Source organism: Gemmatimonadaceae bacterium (assembly GCA_036003045.1).
Lineage (GTDB): Bacteria > Gemmatimonadota > Gemmatimonadetes > Gemmatimonadales > Gemmatimonadaceae > JAQBQB01.
In genome coordinates this window covers 121,882-143,854 of the sequence record DASYSS010000085.1, presented here as the reverse complement: position 1 = coordinate 143,854, position 21,973 = coordinate 121,882, and the positions used below count along the sequence as shown (strand labels likewise).

General features: G+C 64.9%; 19 protein-coding genes. 16 read left to right on the top strand and 3 right to left on the bottom strand.

The features are described from left to right. The first annotated feature begins 145 nt into the window (after window positions 1-145). Window positions 146-2,695 carry a serine/threonine-protein kinase gene (locus VGQ44_19060; GenBank protein HEV8448943.1) on the top strand — a complete coding sequence of 850 codons (2,550 nt, stop codon included), beginning with the start codon at window positions 146-148 and terminating at the stop codon, window positions 2,693-2,695. Window positions 2,696-2,928: 233 nt separating this feature from the next. Beyond that, complete coding sequence (locus VGQ44_19055; protein ID HEV8448942.1) at window positions 2,929-4,227, top strand: hypothetical protein; 1,299 nt, start codon at window positions 2,929-2,931, stop codon at window positions 4,225-4,227. Window positions 4,228-4,293: 66 nt separating this feature from the next. Here VGQ44_19055 and VGQ44_19050 read toward each other — a convergent pair whose 3' ends face one another. Next, the gene (locus VGQ44_19050; protein ID HEV8448941.1) at window positions 4,294-5,130 is read right to left on the bottom strand and encodes a cobalamin-binding protein; all 837 of its coding nucleotides are present in this window, start codon (window positions 5,128-5,130) and stop codon (window positions 4,294-4,296) included. 300 nt (window positions 5,131-5,430) lie between these two features. Between VGQ44_19050 and VGQ44_19045 the strand changes: the two genes are divergently transcribed. Then, the gene (locus VGQ44_19045; protein HEV8448940.1) at window positions 5,431-7,209 is read left to right on the top strand and encodes an acyl-CoA dehydrogenase family protein; all 1,779 of its coding nucleotides are present in this window, start codon (window positions 5,431-5,433) and stop codon (window positions 7,207-7,209) included. 26 nt (window positions 7,210-7,235) lie between these two features. Here the strand turns inward: VGQ44_19045 and VGQ44_19040 are convergent, their stop codons facing one another. Then, on the bottom strand, window positions 7,236-7,793 hold the full coding sequence (locus VGQ44_19040; GenBank protein HEV8448939.1) for a hypothetical protein: 558 nt from the start codon (window positions 7,791-7,793) through the stop codon (window positions 7,236-7,238). Window positions 7,794-8,029: 236 nt separating this feature from the next. Beyond that, a complete protein-coding gene (locus VGQ44_19035) occupies window positions 8,030-8,614 on the bottom strand; it encodes a hypothetical protein (protein ID HEV8448938.1) in 585 nt (194 codons plus the stop codon). A 219-nt stretch (window positions 8,615-8,833) separates the two neighbouring features. Here VGQ44_19035 and VGQ44_19030 point away from each other — a divergent pair, with 219 nt between their 5' ends. The 13 genes from VGQ44_19030 (at window position 8,834) to VGQ44_18970 (ending at window position 21,904) form a co-directional block, all read left to right on the top strand. Further along, the gene (locus VGQ44_19030) at window positions 8,834-10,000 is read left to right on the top strand and encodes an MFS transporter (protein ID HEV8448937.1); all 1,167 of its coding nucleotides are present in this window, start codon (window positions 8,834-8,836) and stop codon (window positions 9,998-10,000) included. A 99-nt stretch (window positions 10,001-10,099) separates the two neighbouring features. Next, the gene (locus tag VGQ44_19025) at window positions 10,100-11,014 is read left to right on the top strand and encodes an XrtA system polysaccharide deacetylase (protein ID HEV8448936.1); all 915 of its coding nucleotides are present in this window, start codon (window positions 10,100-10,102) and stop codon (window positions 11,012-11,014) included. Continuing rightward, entirely contained in the window at window positions 11,011-12,066 is a 1,056-nt protein-coding gene (locus VGQ44_19020; protein HEV8448935.1) for a FemAB family XrtA/PEP-CTERM system-associated protein, read from the top strand. Before VGQ44_19025 ends, VGQ44_19020 begins: the two co-directional genes overlap by 4 nt. Before the next feature lie 14 nt (window positions 12,067-12,080). Next, entirely contained in the window at window positions 12,081-12,998 is a 918-nt protein-coding gene (locus VGQ44_19015; protein HEV8448934.1) for a glycosyltransferase, read from the top strand. 28 nt (window positions 12,999-13,026) lie between these two features. Then, window positions 13,027-14,235 (top strand): DegT/DnrJ/EryC1/StrS family aminotransferase, encoded by a 1,209-nt coding sequence (locus VGQ44_19010; protein HEV8448933.1) that lies wholly within the window; start codon window positions 13,027-13,029, stop codon window positions 14,233-14,235. 192 nt (window positions 14,236-14,427) lie between these two features. Beyond that, window positions 14,428-15,336: an ABC transporter permease gene (locus VGQ44_19005; GenBank protein ID HEV8448932.1), complete on the top strand. Its 909-nt coding sequence runs from the start codon at window positions 14,428-14,430 to the stop codon at window positions 15,334-15,336. After that, the gene (locus VGQ44_19000) at window positions 15,333-16,565 is read left to right on the top strand and encodes a polysaccharide ABC transporter ATP-binding protein (GenBank protein ID HEV8448931.1); all 1,233 of its coding nucleotides are present in this window, start codon (window positions 15,333-15,335) and stop codon (window positions 16,563-16,565) included. The genes VGQ44_19005 and VGQ44_19000 overlap by 4 nt, the downstream gene beginning before the upstream one ends. Window positions 16,566-16,599: 34 nt before the next feature. Continuing rightward, window positions 16,600-17,484, top strand: a complete 885-nt coding sequence (gene rfbA, locus VGQ44_18995; protein ID HEV8448930.1) for a glucose-1-phosphate thymidylyltransferase RfbA — start codon at window positions 16,600-16,602, stop codon at window positions 17,482-17,484. Then, window positions 17,481-18,029, top strand: a complete 549-nt coding sequence (rfbC, locus tag VGQ44_18990) for a dTDP-4-dehydrorhamnose 3,5-epimerase (protein ID HEV8448929.1) — start codon at window positions 17,481-17,483, stop codon at window positions 18,027-18,029. Before rfbA ends, rfbC begins: the two co-directional genes overlap by 4 nt. Further along, window positions 18,026-18,895, top strand: coding sequence for a dTDP-4-dehydrorhamnose reductase (rfbD, locus tag VGQ44_18985; GenBank protein HEV8448928.1), 870 nt, complete (start codon window positions 18,026-18,028; stop codon window positions 18,893-18,895). The genes rfbC and rfbD overlap by 4 nt, the downstream gene beginning before the upstream one ends. After that, entirely contained in the window at window positions 18,888-20,051 is a 1,164-nt protein-coding gene (gene rfbB / locus VGQ44_18980; protein HEV8448927.1) for a dTDP-glucose 4,6-dehydratase, read from the top strand. Before rfbD ends, rfbB begins: the two co-directional genes overlap by 8 nt. 6 nt (window positions 20,052-20,057) lie before the next feature. Continuing rightward, window positions 20,058-21,134 (top strand): glycosyltransferase family 9 protein, encoded by a 1,077-nt coding sequence (locus tag VGQ44_18975; protein HEV8448926.1) that lies wholly within the window; start codon window positions 20,058-20,060, stop codon window positions 21,132-21,134. Next, on the top strand, window positions 21,131-21,904 hold the full coding sequence (locus tag VGQ44_18970; GenBank protein HEV8448925.1) for a class I SAM-dependent methyltransferase: 774 nt from the start codon (window positions 21,131-21,133) through the stop codon (window positions 21,902-21,904). The genes VGQ44_18975 and VGQ44_18970 overlap by 4 nt, the downstream gene beginning before the upstream one ends. Window positions 21,905-21,973 lie beyond the last annotated feature (69 nt).

Below are 21,973 nucleotides of genomic sequence, written 5' to 3'. Positions count from 1 at the left end.
CTAAGTTGGACCGAATCTCGTGATTCATAGGTAGGGGGAACTTATTCCGCGGAGCGGCCGTACGGACCGGAAAATTGGGCGTCGGTCGTCTTGCCCGCATCGAAGCGCTACACTATGATGGCTCTAGCCACGCAGTGACAAGGCGATGACTGACACGCAGTTGCGCTCCTTGCAACCTCAGACGTTGCTCGGAGAGCGTTACCGTCTCGAGAGAGAGGTCGGCCGCGGAGGGATGGCGGTCGTCTGGCTCGCTCATGATCTCAAGCTGAATCGCGACGTCGCGATCAAGGTCCTCCTCGGGGAGCTTGCGTTCGCGATGGGACCCGAGCGATTCCGCCGGGAGATCGACGTCGTCTCGCGCCTCAGTCACCCCTACATCCTCGCGATCGACGACTTCGGTGAGTACGAAGGGCATCTCTACTATGTGATGCCGTTCATCGCCGGCGAGACGATCCACAAGCGTCTCGAGCGCGAGAGACAGCTACCGCTGCAGGACGCGCTGCGCATCGCGTATCAGGTGGCGTCGGCGCTCGACTACGCCCACAAACAGGGAATCGTTCACCGCGACATCAAGCCCGAGAACATTCTCCTGCAAAACGGCGAGGCGCTCGTCGCCGACTTCGGCATCGCGCGCGCGATCACCGAGGGAGGCGGCGCCAGGCTGACGAGCACCGGCGTCACGCTCGGCACGCCGACATACATGAGTCCCGAACAGGCGATGGCCGATCCGGGAATCGACGGACGCAGCGACATTTACAGCCTCGGCTGCGTGCTCTACGAGATGATCGCGGGGCAGCCGCCGTTTTCCGGACCGACGGCGCAATCGATCATCGCCCGCCACGCGCTCGACGAAGTGCCGTCGCTCGTGATCGTCCGAGGGACCGTGCCGGAAGAGGTGGAAGACATCGTCCTACAATCGCTCGCGAAGCTTCCCGCCGATCGATTTGCGAGCGCGGGCGACATGGCCGAGGCCCTGCGCGAGATCATGACCGGGGGCACGACGGCGGCTCGCAAGACGGGAGGCAAGCGGCGAACGACGACGCAGCGCCGCAGGGCACGTCAGGCGCAGGCCTCGTGGAAGCGATACGCGCTCATCGGCGGCATGGCCGTGCCGGTGCTCGCTGCCATCGCGTGGGCGGCGGTCCATTTCAGTCATCGGGGCGGGCAGGCCAGTCGAATCGGAACGGATTCCGATCCGAACCACATCGCGGTGCTGTACTTCGATGACCAATCCGACGGAAAACTTCGCGCACTGTCGGATGGGCTGACCGAGTCGCTCATCGACGAGCTGGGCGCGGTCAAACAGCTCAAGGTGACATCGCGAAACGGTGTCGCGCCCTACAAAGGAAAGAACGTTTCGCCCGACAGTCTTCGGAAGGCGCTCAAGGTCGGTACGATCGTGAGCGGGTCCGTCGCGCAGTCGGGTGACCGGTTGCGCGTGAAGGTTCAGCTGGTCGACGCCGTGGACGGAAATCAGCTGGCATCCAAGACGTTCGAAAAATCGCGGTCCGACCTGTTCGCGTTGCAGGACACGCTTGCCAAAGAGGTTTCGCTCGCGCTGCGAAAACAGCTCGGAAACGAGATCGACAACGTCACGGCTCGCCCGGGCACATCGAACGCGCAGGCCTGGGAAGCGCTCCAGCAAGTCAGGCAGGCGATCGCCAGCGTCGACAGCGTGGCGAGATCGGGCGGAGCTCAGCCGGCGCTCGACTACATCGCTTCGACGGACGCCGAGCTCGATCGAATCGCGGCCATGGACAAGAAGTGGGCGGCCCCAGTCGTCCTGAAAGGGATGAACGCCGTGAAGCGACTGAGTTTGTTCGCGAATGCCCAGCCGCAGCAGATTCCCAAGTGGCTCGACGAAGGATCGAAGGACGCGGAGCAGGCGCTCCAGGTCGCGCCCAACGATCCGCCAGCCCTCGAGCTGCGCGGCGACATCGGCTATTTCCGCTGGGCGTTCAACCAGACGCCGGACCCGACGAACTCGCGCAAGTTGCTCGACCAGGCGGAGGCCGACCTCCGAGCCGCCACGACGGCGACCCCGATGCAAGCCAGCGCCTGGAACGCCCTGAGCTATGTTCTCAATTCCAAGAACAAGTTCTCGGACGCGAAGCTTGCCGCGCAGCGGGCGTACGAGTCGGATCCGTATCTGAAGGACGCCGACCGGACGGTTTGGCGGCTCTTTCAGAACTCGGTGGCGATTGGGAATCGCACTGAATCGGAGAAATGGTGCGCGTTCGGCCGGCAGCGTTTCCCGACGAGCTTCCGGTTCAGCGAGTGTCGGCTCTGGGTGTACCAGTTGCCCGGAGAGAAGATCAGCGCCGACTCGGTCTGGGCCAGCTATCGAGAGTTCATCGATCGCGTGCCGGCAAGCCAGAAGCCGTATAACCAGCTCAAAGGCGGGATGTTGGTGGCCTTGGGCTTGTTGCGTGCGGGCGTGTCGCCGGACAGCGCCCGTGCGGTCGCCAACAGGTCTCGCGGCGATTCGCAGATCGATCCGTCCGCCTCGCTGCTACTGTACGAGGCGTACTTCCGCGCCCAGGTGGGCGACAAGAGCGACGCGATCCGGCTGTTGACCAAGTTCTTCGCGAGCAACCCGCCACAGCAGGCCTTCGCCAAGGACGACGATTCGTGGTGGTGGGAGCCGATCAGGAACGACGCTGCATACAAAGCGCTGGTCGGCGAGACCCGCTGACGGTCGGGGAATCCCCGGTTAGGGACCGCTCACACCGAAACCCCGCGTTGGCGCCCCCCGCGATGTCGTGCTATCGTTGCTCACACCGTGATATGAAATAGATCGAGTCACGGCGTGTTTCGATCGAGAGTTTCTTCGATCGAGTTGGTCGAGGGTTCCCAGTCCACAACCGATTTTCCCCCGCACCCCCAACGCCGGGGCCCAATCCCTCTCCCCTCAACCGCGAGGCAGTCATGCGTCGGTCGTCCGTCGCAGTTGCATCACTCGTAGTCCCGCTGGTTCTCGCTGCTTGTAGCGACAACACGACAACGTCGCCGCGGCGCGTCGTCGCGCAGGCCTCGTCACGAACGCTCCTCGCGTTGACGTGCTCGAACAGCACGTTCGCCACGATGACGCAGGACGCGAAGCTCTATTTCCCGGCGAAGGATCCCGTGTTCGACTCGATCCCGAACATGAAAAAGCTTTTCGGGACGAGCGCCGCCGCTGCCACGCCGACTGGCTTCTACCTTCTGACCCACACCGCGGCCATTCGCGATCAGGGCCAGGAGATCGGTTCCGGTGCAGCCGGCGGAAAATTCGTGCTCGACGTCGTCGGTTGCATGAGCGTGGGTCCCATCGACGACACGTTCAAGCCAGACCTGGCGCTGGCCGGCGGCGTGTTCGAGGTGGAAACCACCGGGAACGCGGCGGCTGTCGCCGAGGTTGCCTCGGCAGGTCACGCTACGGTCATCGCGAACCCGCTTTGGGGAACGGAGCCGAACGGCAACTGGGGTCGCACTGGGTTCCCAGCGTACCTGGTGTACGGCTACGCGCTCGGCGCGGACGTCACGGTCTCCGGTTTCGACATGGGGACGATCCCCCAGTCGATTAGCCGGCCTCCCTTTGTGGACCAGACTACAGCGAATCTCTTCCGGGTCGGCCTCTGCATCCCCGCGGCCAATGGGAACAAGACAGTGGCGAACCGCTTGGTTCACGACAATGCCATCGTCACCGGGCTGTTCGATCCGACCTCGAACCAAGATCAGGGCGCGAGCTTCTGCGCGGGCCATGTCGCCGCGGTCACGAATTCGACATGGCTGCAAAGGTTCGCCAGCAGCGCCTTGTCGCTGATCTCGCCCAAGTCTGCGTTCGCGATGCAGGGGTTTGATCTCGGCATCGGTGGGCTGCCCGACGGCTGGAGCCCGATTATCCCGGACGCAATTCCTGGCTCGAACGTCAGCCTCTCGTTCACCACCCAGCCCCAAAACACGTTCGCCGACACGCTGTTCACCGTGGTGGTCCACGCGAGCGACGGGACGAACTCGCTGCCGGGCGTTTCCGTCACCCTCTCCGTCGACAACAACCACGGCGTGCCGGCCGGCGCCATCATCTCCGGTGGCAACCCGACCGGAACGACCGATATCAACGGCAACGTCACGCTCACCATCGCGGTCGGCAAAGCCGGTGGATTCATTCTCGCGGCGAACGGACTATGGTCCGCCGTCGGCACACAAACGGGGCAGTCGAACCAGTTCCAGGTTCAGAACAAGTAGTCGGAATAGTCAGCTCGCGCAGACGGCCCTCGACTCGCTCGAGGGCCGTTCTGCTTTTCGGTGGGCCTAGCCGTGAAAAAGTTTGGCTAGGACCTCGACACCCTCTGCGTATCGCGGGCCCGGGCGCGCGAAGTACGCGTTCGCGTCTACCGGTTCGATGCGCGCGCCGGGAATCGCGGGAAGCTCACACGCCATGCGCTGCGCCTCGCGTATTCCAAATCCGCACGGAGCGACGATCACGATCTCCGGGCGCGTCGCACGAACGTCGTCCCACGTCATTCGCACCGAATCCCCCCCCGGCCTGCCGAGTGGGTCCTGTCCGCCCGCGATCTCGATCATCTCGGGCACCCAGTGCCCGGCGCAGAACGGCGGGTCCGCCCATTCGAGAAAGCTCACGCGCCGGCGCGGCCGCCCTTTCGTGCTCTCGCGAATCCGGTCGAGCTTCGCGTGATTGCGGTCGACGACGGCACGCGCGGCCGCCTGGCGGCCGACCACTCGGCCCACCGTCAGAATGTTCTCATCGATCTCGGCGAGCGTCCGCGGCGTGAGAAAGACCAGTTCCGGTTTCTTCGGCAGCGTGGCAAGCGCTCGCGTCAACTCGTTGCCGGACGGCGCGCACACGTGACACAGCTCCTGTGTCAGAATCACGTCCGGCGCGAGCCTGCGCAGGAGATCCTCGTCGACGACGTAGAGGCTCTCGCCCGTCTGCATGTGCCCCGCGATCGCCGAGTCGATCTCGGCCTGACTCAGACCGCCGAGCTCCAGCGCCGGCCGGCTGACGATCGGCAGCCGCTCGACGCCGGCCGGGTAGTCGCACTCGTGCGACCGTCCAAGCAACTGGTCGCCGGCGCCAATCGCGTTGACGATTTCGGTCCCGGCGGCGAGGAACGAGACGATGCGCATCACTCAAAACTAGCGCTCGGACTGGTGGCTCACGGCACCTGCACGTGCCTAGACTTGCTCTGGGGCACACTCAGCCCTCAGACTGCCCCAGCCTGTGGCGTCTGACGTCAGACGCCAGGCAACTGAGTGCGCAGGCAGTCCTCAGCCCGGTGTGCGGAGTAGTAGCCATTCTCACCACACGGAGTTCCACGCAGCTCTCTCGCCTCGCAATCTCGACGCTCAATGCTCGATGCTGGGCTCGCGGCTCGTCACCACTCGACGCGCTCCGATAGCAGGCTCAAAACTCTCTTCTGATCACTCATGCCTTCAGCAGCTTCTCCGCACCTCGCCTCACCCGACCTCAATCCGTCCTTTACGAAGGGCGTCTTTCTCGGCGAGCTTCGCGAAGATCTGGTCTTTCCGTTCCCAGAACTGACCACTGACGAACACGAATCGCTGACCGCGATTCTCGACTCGTTCAGGTCGTACGCTTCCGAGCGTATCGACTCGGCGCGCTTCGACCACGAAGGTCAGTTCCCCGATGGCGTGCGCCAAGGATTGCACGAGCTCGGCCTCATGGGGCTCAGCATTCCCGAGGAGTACGGCGGATTCGGCGCACCGGCGCGCGTGTACAATCGCGTGTTCGCCGAGCTCGGTGGGACCGACCCCGCGCTGTGCGTCTACTTCGGCGCGCACCAGTCGATCGGCTGCAAGGGGATCGTGCTCTTCGGCACCGAAGAACAAAAGCAGCGCTACCTGCCGCGATGCGCGAGCGGTGAGTTGGTCGCGGCGTTTTGTCTCACGGAGCCCGGCTCCGGTTCCGACGCGCAGGCGATGAAGACGAAGGCCGTCCTGAGCGACGACGGCACGCAGTATTTGCTGAGCGGCACGAAGATCTGGATCTCGAACGCCGGCTACGCCGACCTGCTCACCGTGTTCGCCAAGGTCGCCACCGAGGTGGACGGGAAGCGCAAAGAGCGCGTCACCGCCTTCATCGTCGACGCGCACGCGCCCGGCGTTTCACTGGGCAAGCGTGAGGAGAAGATGGGCATCAAGGCCTCCGACACGCGCGCGATCTTCTTCGACAAGGTCAAGGTTCCGGTCGGCGACCGGCTCGGCGCCGTGGGCCACGGCTTTCACATCGCGCTCGAGGTTCTCAACTCCGGGCGTCTCGGGTTGGCGTCGGCGTCGGCGCGCGGGACGCGTCACGTGATGCGGCTCGCGCTCGCGTACGCGAAGCAGCGCGAGCAGTTCGGAAAGCCGATCGGATCGTTCGAGATGGTGCAGCGCAAGATCGCCCTGGCCGCCGTGGACTGTTACGCGTTGGACTCGGCGGCGATGGTCGCCGCCGGCATGGTCGACCGCGGCGGCGTGGACTTTTCGCTCGAGACCGCGGCCGCAAAAGTCTTCGGGTCGGAGCTGGCGTTCCGCACGGCGAACGACGCGCTGCAGATCGCCGGCGGCATCGGCTACTCGAAGGAGTATCCATACGAGCAGGCGGTGCGGGATTCTCGTATCAATCTCATATTCGAGGGCACTAACGAGATCCTGAGAGCGTTGATCGCGCTCATGGGAATGCAGGAACCAGCCGAGCGCCTCAAGTCGCTCGGTCAGGCGTTCAAGGATCCGATCCATTCGCTGGGCGCCATCGGCCATTATCTCAAGGGACGCGCCAAACGAACGATCACCAAGCCCCACTTCTCGCGCGTGCACGAGTCGCTCGAGCGCGAGGCGGAGCTCGTGTCGACGCTGATCCAAAACCTCGCGCTGAGCGTCGAAGGCGCGGTCATGAAGTACGGCAAGAAGATTCTCGAGATGCAGTTCCTTCAGGAACGCATGGCGAATGCGGCGATCGACATCTTCCTTGCCACGGCCGTGCTGTCGAGGACCACCTGGGAGATCGCGCGCGCCGAGCGCGAAGGGTCCTCCGCCGAAGCTCACGTCGACATCGCGCGCATCTTCGTGCCGATGGCGTATCGGCGCGCGCGCCGCTCCATTCGAGGGCTGAGCCGAAATCAGGACGACCGGCTCAAAGCACTGGCCGAGCGCTCGCTCGAAACCGGAGAGCTGGGACCCGAGGCGCCTGCCGACGAAAGGTGAAGGCGCCTCGAGCGAGGCCGGTTAGCTCAGCCCTTTCCGTTCACGACGGTGCGCATCCACGGATGGATGCAGCACTGATAGAGCGTCGTTCCCGGCTGAACCACATCGTCCGCGTCAGTGCCGCCCGGCAGAATGACGTTGTTCTCCGCCAGACACTCCGGAGTCGGCGTGAGATGCAACACGGCGTTGATCTCGGGGACGAACCCACCGCCAAACTTTGCGACCTTCGTGAACGTGTGGGCTTCTCCGCCTCTGTTTACCGCCAGAAGTGTGAGGCCCACCTTCGCGTCCATCTGCGATGGCGCGTTGTGCCACGCGCCCGCGAATCCCTGGGCGGCCAACTGACCGAACAAGTCGCCGAAGGAAACACCGCCGTTTCGCGTGCACAGAATGCCCATGGCGGTGAAGCTCGGTCCGTCGCACGCGTCCATCATGCTCACCGTGCGATCGGTGGTGCCGCCTTTGTCGAGGCTCGCGACCAATCCATTCGAAGTCACGAGCGGCTCGGTCACGACCGCGCGATCTGAACAAGCTGCCGCGGCAAGGAGAACAAGCGATGCACCTGCGAGATGAGCGATCTTCATGCGACCTCCGAACTTGGTGGCGCGTACTTTCGCGAACGGGACGGAGTTTCCGCCCGGTCCGAGAGACTGGCCCGCACGGTCATGGTTGTCAAACAGCGACCGTGCAACATCCTGCAGGAGGTCGAGGACATGGGCGTCCTCCGCCGAACCCCACGTCGACATCGCGCACCGGGCACTGGGGACCCGAGGCGCCTGCCGACGAAAGGTGAAAGCGCCTCGGAGTAGCGCTGGCTAGCTCAGCCCTTTCCGTTTACGACGGTCCGCATCCATGGATGGATGCAGCATTGGTAGAGCGACGTTCCCGAGCCCACGACATCTTCGTCGTACGTCCCGCCCGGTGGGATGAAGTCGTCGTCGTGCCCCGGCGTAAGGAGGGCGAGACATTCGGCGGCCGGTACGGGATTGTTCGAGAGCGCGTTGAGGGGCGGAACGATGCCGCCGCCAAAATGCGCCACATGGGTGAACGTGTGTACTTCGCCGCCCTTGTTCACCGCGAACAACGTCAGCCCAACCTTGGCGTCCATCTGCGACGGCGCAAAGTGCCAGGCCCCCGCGGATTGATTCGCCGTGAGTTGCGCGATCAGTTGGTCGAACGTCACGCCGCCATTTCGTGTGCACAGAACCGGAGGATTCTGCGCGGCGAAGCTCGGACCGTCGCACGCATCCAGGATGTTCACGGTGCGGTCCGTCGCGCCGCCTTTGTCGAAGCTCGCGGCGGATAACGTTGCGCGGATCGACGGTTCTGTACCGACCGCGCGATCCGAACAGGCTGTCGCGGCAGCGAGCAGCAGGGATGTACCAGCGAGATACGTGAACTTCATTTGCGACCTCCGCGGCGGTTGAAATTCATGAAGTGTCAGCGGATCACGAAGCCGCTCTTGCCCTCCTCGGTTCCTCAAACCGCGACCGTGTAACATTTTGAGCCACCAGGGAGCGCAAGGGCGAGCCAAGTCGCGCCTGCCGGCGCCCCGGGGTAGCTTGCGGGCTTCATCGCCACCAACGGTCCAGGGGCCGCGGAAATGGGGAAGTTGGTCGTCCTGATGTTCACGGCCTTCGTCGACATGGTCGGGTCGACCATGATCCTTCCCCTGATCCCGTTCTACGCCACCCGAATGGGCGCGAACGGCGCGATGCTCGGCGTCATCCTGGCGTCCTTCGCCGTTGCCCAGCTCGTCAGTGCGCCGGGGTGGGGGCGCTTTTCCGACTACTACGGCCGTCGCCCGGCGATTCTGGTTGGATTGATCGTTTCGAGCGTTGCCTACGTGGTATTTGCCTTCACCGACACGCTGCCGCTTCTCCTCATTTCGCGCTTCGTGCAAGGCGTCGGCGGCGGCACGGTGGGCGTGCTCCAGGCGTATGTCGCGGATTCCATGCGCGAGAGCGACCGCGCGAAGAGTCTTGGTTGGCTCAGCGCGGCAACGAGCCTGGGCGTCGTCGTCGGCCCGGCGTTCGGGTCGTTCCTCACCGTGTTGTGGGGGCGTCGTGCGCCGGGACTCGGCGCCGCGATACTCTGCCTCGCGATCAGCGCGTTCGCCTCGCGATACCTGCGTGAGTCGAGCGAGCGAATGACGGTCGAACGGAGGGTGCGTCCACGATCGCACGCCACTCGCGCCGCGCTGATCCAGGTCGTGAACCACCCGACCGAGCCGGCGGCGCGCCTGATCCTCATCTACGCGGTCGCGATGGGCGGCTTCTATGGTACGAGCCAGTTCTTGCCGCTCGTGTTGGCGAACCGGTTCCACGTCACCGAGAAGAACGTCGGCTACTTCTTCATGTACTTTGGGTTGATGGGCGTGATCATTCGCGCGATGCTGCTCGGTCCGGTCGTGCGACGCCTGGGCGAACCGCGTGTCGCACGACTCGGAATCGTGTTCCTCGCAGCCGGACTGTGTCTCATGGCGCTGGCCGAGTCCTGGCCTACGCTGTTCGGGTCGTTCACACTCATGCCGTTCGGCACGGCGTTCCTGTTTCCGTGCGTCACCGCGCTCTTGTCGGTCGCGGTGCCGGCAAAGGAGCGCGGTCTGCAGATGGGCGTGCAGCAGACGTATGGCGGGATCGCCCGCGTCGTGTTTCCGCTCGCCGCCGGACTCCTCGTGGATCGGTTCGGGACGGGGGTACCGTTCCTGCTAGCAGGGCTCGTCGTGCTAGCGACGCTCGGGCTGTCCCGTTCCCTGTACGAGCGCACGGTCTTGAGTGCCGCCGATTGACGCCCGCCGGGCTCGGGGCTCTGTGACGGCCATCGAAACCGAACTGTCATTTGCAGGCGGCCGGTCCGTCGCCGTTCTTAACCAACCCGACAACTATTGATGGCTCAGGCCAGCCCGCCGATTCGGCACCACTTCACGGTCGACGTCGAGGAGTACTTCCAGGTCTCGGCGTTCGAACCGCATGTGTCGCGCGCCCGCTGGGACGATCTGCCCAGTCGGGTCGAACTCGGCGTTCGCAGCATCCTCGATCTGCTCGCCGAGCACGATGCTCGCGGGACGTTCTTCATCCTGTCGTGGGTGGCGGAGCGACAGCGGGCTCTGGTCCGCGAGATCGCCAAGCATGGCCACGAGATCGCGTCGCACGGCACGGATCACCGCCGGGTCACTGAGCTGACCCCCGAACAGTTCCGCGAGTCGGTTCGCACGTCGAAGCGGGTTCTCGAGGACATCACGCGCCAGCCCGTCTTCGGCTACCGAGCGCCGAGCTTTTCGATCACGCGCGATCGCGAGTGGGCGCTGGACGTCCTCGCCGAAGAGGGGTATCGCTACGACTCGAGTCTCTTTCCCGTGAAGCGAAAGGGCTACGGATTCGAGGGAGGACAGCGCGACCCGCACGTCTTGCGGCGCGCGAGTGGAACGCTCAGAGAAATTCCTCCGGCGACGGTGGAGCTGGGCGGGCGCGTGCTGCCCGCGGGCGGCGGCGCCTACTTCCGCATTTTGCCGTACTCGCTCGTGACGTCGGCGTTGCGCGGCGCCGAGCGGCGCGGAGCGCCGGGAACGTTCTACATCCACCCGTGGGAAGTCGATCCGGAACAGCCTCGGTTCTCCGTTCCCGTCGTGACACGGCTGCGCCACTACGGCGGTCTCCGTCGGACGACGCGGCGTCTTCGTCGCCTACTCTCGACGTTTCGATTCGGCTCGATCGCCGAGAGTTTCGGCGCCGGGTCGGTGTCGACGCGCGACGGCCGTTGGCCCGAAGAAGCGGGACGACGCGGTGAGGGTGTGCCACAGTGAGTGAAGTCTCGAGTCGCGACGCGGTACGCTCGCTCCGGGTGGTCGAGACCGACGACGCCGCGGCTTGGGACGCGTTCGTCGAGACACAGCCCGGAAGCACGATGTGTCACCGCTCCGGCTGGCGCGACGTTCTTTCCGACGTCCTTGGCCACGAGACCTCGCTCCTCGCGGCGGTTGACGAAGGCGGCAACTGGCGGGGCGTGCTGCCGCTGGTGCGGGTGCGCAGCGTTCTCGGACACTACCTCGTCTCGATCCCGTTCATGAACGACGGTGGCCCGCTGGGGACCGACGACGCGAAGGCGGCGCTCGTCGAGTACGCGGTCGCGGACGCGAAACGGACGCGGGTCAAACTGCTCGAGCTTCGCTCGCGCGATCCGGTTCCCGGCCCGGTGACTCCATCCGAGCGAAAAGTTGCGGTCCATCTCGCGCTTCCGGATACGGTCGAGGCGCTTTGGGCGGCGACGTTCAAGGCGAAGCTGCGCAGCCAAATTCGGCGACCGACGAAAGAGGGAATGATCGCTCGCAACGGGGTGGACCAGCTCGACGCCTTCTACTCGGTCTTCTCCCGCAACATGCGCGACCTCGGCACCCCGGTATTGCCTCGATCGTTCTTTACGAGGCTGCGGGCGGTATTTGGCGACTCCGTTTCGTTCACCGCTGTGTATGACGCGGGTGGTCTTGCCGCGGCGGCGGCGTGCTGCCTGACGTGGAAAGACGAAGTGGAGGTGACGTGGGCGTCGTCGCTCCGCGAGTTGAATCATCTCTCGCCCAACATGTTGCTCTACGCGAATCTGATGGAGCAGGCGATCGGACGCGGCTTGCGCACGTTCAACTTCGGCCGATCGACGCCGGAAAGCCCGACGCATCGATTCAAGTTGCAATGGGGCGGGCAAGACCGTCCGCTCGCGTGGCCGTCGTGGTCGCCCGGAGGCGCGGCGAGCACGCCGTCGCCCGACCGGGCCGCGTTTCGAGTCGCGACGGCGGTGTGGCGGCGATTGCCCATGCCCGTGGCCAACCGAGTCGGGCCGCTTCTCTCGCGGCACCTTCCATAATTTTGGAGTCACGCATGGACGTCACCGTTGGCATCTGCACGTGGAATCGCGCCAAGTTGCTCGACGCGACGCTGGCGCAGATGTGCAACCTGCGGATTCCGAGCGGGATCTCGTGGGAGTTGTTGGTCGTCGACAACAACTGCACCGATGACACTCCCGCTGTGGTTGAGCGGTACGCGGGGCGCCTGCCGATTCGTCGATTGGTCGAAAAGCAGCAGGGCACATCGTACGCGAAGAACTGTGTCCTGAGAAACGCGGCGGCCGACCTGTTGCTATGGACCGACGACGACGTTCTCGTAGATGAGGACTGGTTCGCCGCGTACGTGCGCGCGGCCGAGCGCTGGCCGAACGCAGGGTACTTCGGAGGACTCATCAAACCCTGGTTCGAGCACGACCCGCCGTCCTGGTTTCAGGCAAACGAGAATGCGCTTGCGCCCGCGATGGCGCTGCGCGATCTCGGTCCGGAAGAGCGACAACTCGGAGCCGACGAGCCGCCGTTCGGCGCCAACATGGCCTTCCGACGGGCCGCATTTTCGTCGCGCGATTACGATACCAAACTTGGCCCGCACGGAAACGATCAGATTCGCGGCGAGGAAACGACGTACTGCAGAGCCCTCGCCGCCGACGGATTCCAGGGCGTCTGGGTTCCCTCAGCAAAGGTGCGTCACTACGTGGTCGCGCATCGATTGACCCTGCGCTTCGTGCGTGAGTATTGGGTCGGTCTCGGACGAACGCAGGTTCGCGTCGAGAACGGGACCGCGGCCGGCGCGACCCCGCGATGGGTCTACCGTGCCGTCGTCATGTCGCACCTTCGCTATGCCTGGCAGCGCGCGATTCGCCACCCGGGATGGTTGGGCAGCTTGATGGAAGCGTCGAGAGTGCGAGGGGTGTTGATGGAGCATCGAAACAGCCGGAAAGCCTCCGAGGCGTGAGTCGGCAGGCGAAGAAGGGTGAACGGCGATGCATCTGAGACATCAGCTCTCCGTCTATTCGCCGGTCCCGATTGCGGCCCTCGCGGCTGCCGCGGCAGCCACGCTCGGCGGTCGTCGCGATTCTGTTGAACAGCTCGATGCCCTGCTGCGCCGCGAGTATTCGGCGGACGAAGTGCTCCTCTGCGGTAGCGGAACGCAAGCGCTTCAGGTCGCGATCGAATGCGCGCGCGACGACCTCGGTCGGCAAGCGGCCGTCGCGCTGCCGGCTTTCAGCTGCTTCGACGTTGCGTCGGCGGCGGTTGGTGCCGGCGGCCCCGTGATGCTGTACGACCTCGACCCGCTTTCGCTCTCGCCTGACCTGGAGTCCCTGGCGCGGGTGCTCGCTGCCGGCGCGCGCGTTGTCGTCATCGCGCCGCTGTACGGAATTCCCGTCGACTGGGATGCGATCGAGGACGTCGCCTCGACGCAGGGGGCGACTCTCATCGAGGACGCGGCGCAGGGGCACGGAGCGACGCATCGCCGCAGGCCGCTGGGCTCACTCGGCGACATCGGCACATTGAGCTTCGGACGCGGTAAGGGCTGGACGGGTGGTGCCGGCGGGGCGGTTCTGTTTCGTCGTGGACGACGTTCGTCGCGGACGCTGCGCACGGCCGCGAGCATGGCGAGTCTCAAGGCCGCAACTGTTCTCGCAGCCCAATGGGGGTTGGGAAGGCCGTCACTGTATGGCCTCCCGCAAAGTGCGCCAGGCCTTGAGCTAGGCGAGACCGTTTACCACCCGCCGAGGGAGATCAGGGCCATTGCGCGCGCGTCCGCCGCGGCGTTGCTCGCCGGGCGAGCCATGTCCTCGGGCGAAGCGGACCGGCGCCGCGAAAATGCGCGTAAGCTTCGCGCCCAAATCGCCGATCAACCCGCATTGCGCGAGATCGCATCGTCTGCCGCCGGTTCGAGTGCGGGGTACCTCCGCTTTCCGGTTCTGGCGGCCCAGGGACTTCGCGGCTTCGCGAGCGCCATCGGGGGAGAGGACGCCGTACGTCGGCTCGGTGTCGCTGCCAGCTATCCAAAGGAGCTGGGCGAGCTGCCTGCGCTGGCGCGGCTGGTGGTTGGGGAATCAAGGATGCCTGGCGCGGCCCAATTGGTGCACCAGCTCGTGACTCTTCCGGTGCACTCGCTGGGGTCCAGCCGAGACTTGGGCCGGCTGGTCGAAAGCATCGTGTCCTACGGAGGGCGGCCCGCGTGACTCGCGTTACGGCGAGCGCGTCTTGGCTCTGCGGCCTCGTGGAGTCCCCCAGTGGGCGCGCCGGCCGCGCAACTTCAAGCTAGCCAATGGCATGGCGGAGGATCGCTCGTGAGTCTGCCGAACAAGACAGAGCAGGGCTGCGCCCACGGTCCGCGGCTAGATTGACGTGGGCATGGTGAATTCGAGAGGCGCATGACGGCCACGACACCCCTGGGCGCCGGTAGAGCGGCGACGCCTACGCCGAGGGCCCCCCGACCGTCGATCGTTCAAATCGTCGGCGAGATCTGGGAATCCCGCGACCTCGTCGTACAGTTCGTCCTTCGAGATCTCACGCTGCGCTATACGCAGGCCGTGATGGGGTTCGCGTGGGCGCTCCTCATGCCGATCCTCATCGTCGGCGCCGGCATGATGTTTCGGGTCGTCCTGGCGACGCTCGCGAACTCGCCGCTCGAGGGGTCGAGCATCGCGTCGCTGGCGGCGAAGGCGCTCCCCTGGGCGTTCTTTTCCGGCGCGCTCTCGCAGGCCACGTCGAGCGTCATCGGCAACTCGAATCTCATCAGCAAAGTCTATTTCCCGCGCGAGGTGTTGCCGCTGTCCACGGTGATCGCCCAGAGCCCGGATCTGGTTGTCGGACTCGTCGTGGTCGCGTCGGTGATGCCCTTCATCGACAAGACCGGTCTTTCCTGGTCGGGTCTGTGGGTGATCGCGGTGCTGCTGCTGCTGATGCTCTTTACGGTGGGGTGCGCGTTGTTCCTCAGCTGCGCGAACCTGTTCTTTCGCGACGTCAAGTACATCGTGCAAGTGCTGCTCAACTTCGGCGTGTTCGCCACGCCGGTTTTCTTCGAGCCGCAGATGCTCGGTCCGAAAGGCGCATCGATCATGATGGTGCTCCCGTTGTCGCCGTTCATCCAGGCGATGGATGTTGCTCTGGTGCACGGTCACAGCCTTGCCGAGACCATCGTGGTGGCTTCTCGCAAAGGCGACGTCGTGGTTTGGGCGCCGTGGATGCTCGCCTACGCGGCCGGGTGGAGCCTGTTCCTGATAATCACCGGCATCTACGTGTTCCGGTCGGGTTCGAGCCGCTTCGCGGAGATGGCGTGACGACGAAACAGCCGTCGCTCGTTTTCGAGGGAGTCTGGAAGCGATTTCGGAAGGGTCAGCTTCACGACTCTCTGCGCGATCTCATCCCCGCAACCTTCCGCCGCATGACGGGCCGCGAGCCGAAACGGCCCGCCGATGACCGCTACTTCTGGGCGGTGCGCGATCTGTCGTTCGACGTGAAGCCGGGCGACGTGCTGGGCATCATCGGCGGCAACGGCGCTGGAAAATCGACGACGCTCAAGATTCTCAACCGCATCATGGAACCGAGCGCCGGCATCGTGAAGGTGAACGGGACGATCGGCGCGTTGATCGAAGTGTCCGCGGGCTTTCACCCCGACCTGACGGGCCGGCAGAACATCTTTCTGCAAGGCGCGATCATGGGGATGCGCAAGGCCGAGGTCATGCGCAAGTTCGACGAGATCGTCGACTTTTCGGGAATTCCGGAGTTCATCGACACGCCCGTCAAGCGATACTCGAGCGGCATGAACGCGCGACTCGGTTTTGCCATCGCGGCCCATCTCGAGCCCGACATCCTCATCATCGATGAAGTGCTCTCGGTGGGCGACGCACGCTTTCAACAAAAGGCGTTCGCGCGCATCAAACAGATGGCGAGCGCCGGCGCGCCGGTCGTTCTCGTTTCCCATCAGCTCGATCGGATTTCGGAGCTGTGCACCAAAGCGATCCTCCTCGAGCGCGGTGAGGTTCGTGCGACGGGTTCGCCGCTCAACTGCATCAACGCGTACCTGCACGGCATGTCGGGCCGCGGCCAAGGGACCGGCGAACCGAGCGTCGAATTCCAGCGTGTCCTGGCTTCCGACGGCCAGGTCGTGCGATCCGGCGAGGAGGTCACGATCACGGTGGCCGGCACGGCTTCGCTCGACAACCCGCCGCCTGGTTGGGTGCCCGCCCTCTGCGTCGTGGATCAACGCACGGGACGGAACGTTCACTCGATTTCCGGGCTGCAGCGCGACATTCCGCTGCCGGTCGAAGGAGAATTCGAGTACGAAATCGTGCTGCAGATGAACGTTCCTCCGGGGACGTATCACGTCATGCCGTTCGTGTGGGATTCGTTGAAGCGTCAGGACATCATGACGGGGCCGCGGCTGCAAATCGAAGTGCTGGAGCGGTCGCCCTTTTACGGTGATGTTCAAATGAACTCGCGATGGCGCGCTATCAAACTGGGTGCGCGGACCAGCGTTTCGCCCGACACCAAGCGACAGACGGCGTAGCTTCGATCGATCTCACGTCCTCCCACCCGTCGCCATGGACACTCGCGGAATAATCCTCGCCGGTGGGTCCGGAACGCGGCTGTATCCCGTCACGCGCTCGGTGAGCAAGCAACTGCTCCCCGTGTACGACAAGCCGATGATCTACTATCCGCTGTCGACGCTGATGCTGGCGGGGGTTCGCACGCTGTTGATCATCACGACGCCGCGAGACCGGCAGGCGTTCGAGGATCTCTTGGGATCGGGGTGCGAGTGGGGGCTCGAGATCTCGTACGCCGTTCAGGACAAGCCGAACGGACTTGCGGAAGCGTTCATCATCGGCCGCGATTTCGTCGGCGGTCACCCATCCGCGCTCATACTCGGCGACAATCTGTTCTACGGGCACGAGCTCGCGACCGCGGTCCAGACGGCGGCCAAGCGCGAACGAGGCGCGACCGTCTTCGCGTATCGCGTGTCGAATCCGCAGGCGTACGGCGTCGTCGAGTTCGACGCGGCGGGACGGGCCATATCGATCGAGGAGAAGCCCAAGACACCGCGGTCGAATTTCGCCGTGACCGGGCTGTACTTCTACGATCGACGAGTCGTCGACATCGCCGCCAACTTGAAGCCGTCGCCGCGCGGAGAGCTCGAGATCACGGACGTCAATCGCGCCTACCTGGAAGCGAGTGACCTGCACGTCGAGATTCTGGGTCGGGGCAGCGCATGGCTCGACACGGGAACGCACGACTCTCTCGTTCAGGCGACGCATTTCGTGCAGACCGTCGAACAGCGTCAAGGACTCAAGATCGCCGCTCCGGAAGAGGTGGCGTTTCGCATGGGATACATCGATCGCACGAAGCTGCTGGAGCTCGCCGACGCGCTGGGCAAGAGCGACTACGGCGGATACCTCCGGGCGATCGCCGACGAGGTTCCGAGTCCGTGATTGTGGAACGCACCGAGCTGCGCGACGTCGCCGTCGTTCGTGCTCCGGTGCACGCCGACACGCGCGGGTTCTTCACCGAGACGTTTCATGCGGACCGATTCGCGTCGATCGGGCTGCCGACGTCGTTCGCGCAAGACAACCACAGCCGCTCGCACAGAAACGTTCTGCGCGGGCTTCATTTCCAGCTCGAGCAGCCGCAGGGGAAGCTCGTCCGCGCCGTCACCGGAAGAATCTTTGACGTCGCGGTGGATCTCCGCCGCTCGTCGCCGGACTTCGGGCGGTGGGTCGGTGTGACGCTCGAAGCGGGCGACGGCCGGCAACTCTGGATTCCTCCCGGATTCGGGCACGGATTTCTGGTATTGAGCGACGTCGCCGACGTGACGTACAAGTGCACGACGGTCTATCACGCGCCGTCGAACCGTGCGATTCGTTGGAACGACCCTGAGATCGGAATTCGTTGGCCGTTGCCCCACGGCGTCGAGCCGACGCTGTCCGACGCTGACGCCGGGGCGTGCGCGTTTTCGTCGCAGGCCTGGTTCGAATGACCAGGCGTGTGCTGATCTTTGGGGCGGCGGGCCAAGTCGGATTGGAGCTGTTGGGGATGGCGCCCAGCGACGCTCGAATCATCGCGCTCGACGTGGGCGACGTCGACGTTCGCGATCGCGACGCGGTCCTGCGCGTCACACGCGAGGTGCGTCCCGACGCGGTGATCAACTGCGCCGGGTATACGAACGTCGACGGCGCCGAATCGGCGGCCGACGACGCGATGGCGGTGAACGGCGTCGCGCCCGGCGTCATGGCCGAAGCGAGCGCGGAGATGGGCGCCCGTTTTTTGCACATCTCGACCGACTACGTGTTCGATGGACGCGCTCACGAGCCATACGCAGTCGGCGCGCTCGCGGGTGCCATCAGCGTCTACGGCTCGACGAAGTTGGAAGGCGAACGTCGTGCGTTGGCCACGGCGGGGAATGCGGTGGTCGTTCGCACTGCGTGGGTTCACTCGGCTGTCGGCACGAACTTCGTGAAAACCGCCGTGCGTTTTCTCGGTGCAGGAAAGGCCATGCGTGTCGTGGACGACCAGATCGGCACGCCGACACGCGCGCGACACCTCGCGCGGGCGCTCTGGTGTCTCGCCGGCAACGCCGCGACCGGCTTGCTTCACTTCACTGACGCCGGCGTCGCGTCGTGGTACGACGTCGCCGTCGCCGTCATGGAGACGCTCGCGTCGGAGGGTCGTCTTCCAACCGGAGCTGGCGTCGAACCAATCCGCAGCAGCGAGCGTCCCTCGGTGGCCAAGCGTCCCGCGTATTCGGTGCTCGACAAACACGACTCGTGGCGTACCATCGGATTCTTGCCGCCCCATTGGCGCGTCGGTGTCGCCGCGTCTACACGTGAGCTCATGAATGCGTAGGCTCCTCGTGACCGGCGGCGCCGGATTCATCGGTGGGAACTTCGTCCGCTATTGGCTGCGTGAGCACGCGAGTGATCGCGTGGTCGTCTTCGACGCCCTGACCTACGCCGGCAACCTCGCCACGCTCGCCGGCCTCGACGCAGATCCACGCTTTGCGTTCGTCCGGGGCGACATCGCCGAGCCGGAAGCCGTCGCGCGTGCATTGGCCGATCACGAGATCGACACCATCGTGCATTTCGCGGCGGAGTCGCACGTCGACCGGTCGATCGTCGAGCCGGGGGCGTTCGTGCGAACGAACGTCGTCGGCACGCAGGTGCTGCTCGACGCCGCGCGCGCGGCGTGGCGCACGAATTCGGCGTGGCGCCCCGGCGTACGCTTTCACCACGTGTCGACCGACGAGGTCTACGGCTCGCTCGGGCCGCAGGACGCCGCATTCACCGAGCGCACGCCGTACTCGCCGAACTCGCCGTACGCGGCGAGCAAAGCCGCATCGGACCATCTCGTGCGCGCCTACCAGCATACCTACGCGCTCCCCGCGACGATCAGCAACTGCTCGAACAACTACGGGCCATATCAGTTTCCCGAAAAGCTCATCCCGTTGATGATCGTCAACGCGCTCCGCGCGATGCAGCTGCCAGTGTACGGCGACGGCAAGCAGGTGCGCGACTGGCTTTTCGTCGAAGATCATTGCGTGGCCATCGACCGGATTCTCGGCGCCGATGTCGCGGGCAGGACGTTCAACGTGGGCGGCCGCGCCGAACATGAGAATGTTCACATCGTGCGACAGCTTTGCGCCTTGGTCGACGAGCGTATCGGCGCCGACCGCGCACTTCAAGAGCGTTTCTCCGAATGCCCGGCGGCGCGTCGCGCAAGCTGTGCCGAGTTGATCGCCCACGTGCGCGATCGTCCCGGGCACGATCGGCGGTACGCGATCGATCCGAGCTTCATCGCGTCGACGCTTCGCTTCGAGCCGCGCGAAACGCTGCACACGGGTCTCGCCCGCACGGTGGACTGGTACCTGACGAACGAAGCGTGGTGGAGCGCAGTGATGGACGGCAGCTATCGCCAGTGGATCGATCGGCAATACGGCAACTCATCGGTGGGACCGGGCGCCGTCACGATCGGCGAATCCCGCGGAATTCCCGTCCGGGAGTGATCGCGGATGCCCGCGACGCCGTCTCTCAAGCGATTCATTCCGTTTCGCGCGCGTCTCTTCGAGGCGCGGGAAGCTCTGCGGCGGTTTGCGGCGATTCGGCGGGCTCGCGGGGAAGCGCGATCGGTGATTCAGCAAGTCCGTCGCCTCCGTGAACGCGAGCCGTCGCGGCCGATCTGCGGCATCCTGCTCGCCGAACACATGGGCGACATCATCGCGTGCGAACCGGTGGTCGCCTGGGCGCGCCAGCGCCACACGGGCGCTCGAATCGTCTGGATCGTGAAGCCGGCGTACGCCGAGCTCGTGACGACCCATCCCGGCATCGACCAGGTGTTCACCATTCGATCTCTCGCTTCGCTCACGCCCATCATTCAGTCCGCCGTGTTCGACCAGACGATCGATCTGCACGTGAACAATCGGCCGACGGGAATCGACGGCGTGCGGCATCTCAAGACGTGGGGTGATCCGACGATCGATACGCGAACTTACGTCCGCGAACGAAGCCTCATCGGAGCGTTCTCGAAAGCGGCCGGCATCGAGGAGTTGTCCGGAGAGGCGACGATCCATCTGCCACCGTCGGTGCGCGAGAGCGTCGATCGCCTCCATCTACCGAGTCGGTTCGTGGCGATTCACGCCGCCTCGAATGACCCGGACCGCGATTGGATGGCCTCCGCCTGGACGGACCTCGTCGGTTACATCGAAAGCTGCGGCGTCAGCGTCGTCGAGGTGGGCCTCGACGCCAAACTCCCGCCGGGACGATTTGTCTCATCGTTGTGCGGTCGCCTGACGTTGTTGCAGACCGCCGACGTGATTCGGCGTGCGGGATTCTTCATTGGCATCGACAGCGGTCCAGCTCACATGGCGAACGCGTGGCACACGCCTTCGCTCATTCTGTTGAGTCGTTTCAAGGGTCACGACTGGCGTCCGTACGAAGGCTTCTTCGTCCAGCGGACGGAAAGAGTGCTCCTCCGCCATCCGGGGCCCCTGGCGACACTCACCGCTTCCCAGGTGATCGAGCGACTGCGGGCCGACGAAGACTGGCTCCGTCTCGCCGGCGCCGGGATCTCCGCGCACACCGTCGAATGAAACAACTTCTCCGCATCGTCTTCGGCACCAACGTGGCCTCGCTGCCCTATTTGCTGCGCGGCAAGCCGGATCGTTTCGCCCAGGCGGCCCTGCGCGCGTTTCGGGGAGCGCGAGACGAGCCGTACTCTTCGCCGCTCGACATTCCGACGATTCGACTGGCCGAGATCCTCGCCGGCCGTCGGCCGCGAATCACCCTTCCGATCTCGGAGTACGAAGACGGGATGCTGCCGACCAACGAGCTGCTCACGTTGTTGGGCATTCTCGTCGCGGAAGAACCGAAGGAGGTCCTCGAGATCGGGACGTTCATGGGATACACCGCGCGGCAGATGGCCGAGACGCTTCCGACGGCGACGATCAACACGGTCGACCTTCCGGACGGCTTCGGTCCGGAGGGCGCGGAGGCAAGTCTGCCGAAAGACGATTGGCACTTGATCGCGAGCCGAGTGGTGGGCCGTGAGTTTCTGGACTCTCCGGTTGCCGCGCGCATTTGCCAGCATCGCGCCGACACGGCGACGTGGGATTTTCGCGAGGCGGGCCATCCGACCTTCTTCTTCATCGACGGCTCGCACACGTACGAGCACGCGAAGCACGACTCGGAGCAGTGCTACGCGCTCTGCGGCGGCAATGGAGTCTTTCTCTGGCACGACTGCGACCCGACGCACCCCGGCGTATTGCGGGCCCTCGGCGAGTGGAGAGCGATGGGGCGCGACGTGAAACGAATTGCCGGGACGACGCTGGCTTATTGGAAGGCTTCGTCGCCGGTTCGCTGACGACACGAACTTTCGATCCGGTCAAAACGAAACGGCCCCGATCCGGAGATCGGGGCCGTTCGCATTCAT

What these genes read in the sequence shown, in the direction of transcription:
- rfbB (HEV8448927.1), top strand. Translation starts at nt 18,888, where the DNA reads ATGCGTAGGCTCCTCGTGACCGGCGGCGCCGGATTCATCGGTGGGAAC.
- VGQ44_18975 (HEV8448926.1), top strand. Translation starts at nt 20,058, where the DNA reads ATGCCCGCGACGCCGTCTCTCAAGCGATTCATTCCGTTTCGCGCGCGT.
- VGQ44_19035 (HEV8448938.1), bottom strand. Translation starts at nt 8,614, where the DNA reads ATGAAGTTCACGTATCTCGCTGGTACATCCCTGCTGCTCGCTGCCGCG.
- VGQ44_19055 (HEV8448942.1), top strand. Translation starts at nt 2,929, where the DNA reads ATGCGTCGGTCGTCCGTCGCAGTTGCATCACTCGTAGTCCCGCTGGTT.
- VGQ44_18970 (HEV8448925.1), top strand. Translation starts at nt 21,131, where the DNA reads ATGAAACAACTTCTCCGCATCGTCTTCGGCACCAACGTGGCCTCGCTG.
- VGQ44_19010 (HEV8448933.1), top strand. Translation starts at nt 13,027, where the DNA reads ATGCATCTGAGACATCAGCTCTCCGTCTATTCGCCGGTCCCGATTGCG.
- VGQ44_19040 (HEV8448939.1), bottom strand. Translation starts at nt 7,793, where the DNA reads ATGAAGATCGCTCATCTCGCAGGTGCATCGCTTGTTCTCCTTGCCGCG.
- VGQ44_19005 (HEV8448932.1), top strand. Translation starts at nt 14,428, where the DNA reads ATGACGGCCACGACACCCCTGGGCGCCGGTAGAGCGGCGACGCCTACG.
- rfbD (HEV8448928.1), top strand. Translation starts at nt 18,026, where the DNA reads ATGACCAGGCGTGTGCTGATCTTTGGGGCGGCGGGCCAAGTCGGATTG.
- VGQ44_19045 (HEV8448940.1), top strand. Translation starts at nt 5,431, where the DNA reads ATGCCTTCAGCAGCTTCTCCGCACCTCGCCTCACCCGACCTCAATCCG.
- rfbA (HEV8448930.1), top strand. Translation starts at nt 16,600, where the DNA reads ATGGACACTCGCGGAATAATCCTCGCCGGTGGGTCCGGAACGCGGCTG.
- VGQ44_19050 (HEV8448941.1), bottom strand. Translation starts at nt 5,130, where the DNA reads ATGCGCATCGTCTCGTTCCTCGCCGCCGGGACCGAAATCGTCAACGCG.
- VGQ44_19015 (HEV8448934.1), top strand. Translation starts at nt 12,081, where the DNA reads ATGGACGTCACCGTTGGCATCTGCACGTGGAATCGCGCCAAGTTGCTC.
- VGQ44_19030 (HEV8448937.1), top strand. Translation starts at nt 8,834, where the DNA reads ATGTTCACGGCCTTCGTCGACATGGTCGGGTCGACCATGATCCTTCCC.
- VGQ44_19060 (HEV8448943.1), top strand. Translation starts at nt 146, where the DNA reads ATGACTGACACGCAGTTGCGCTCCTTGCAACCTCAGACGTTGCTCGGA.
- VGQ44_19025 (HEV8448936.1), top strand. Translation starts at nt 10,100, where the DNA reads ATGGCTCAGGCCAGCCCGCCGATTCGGCACCACTTCACGGTCGACGTC.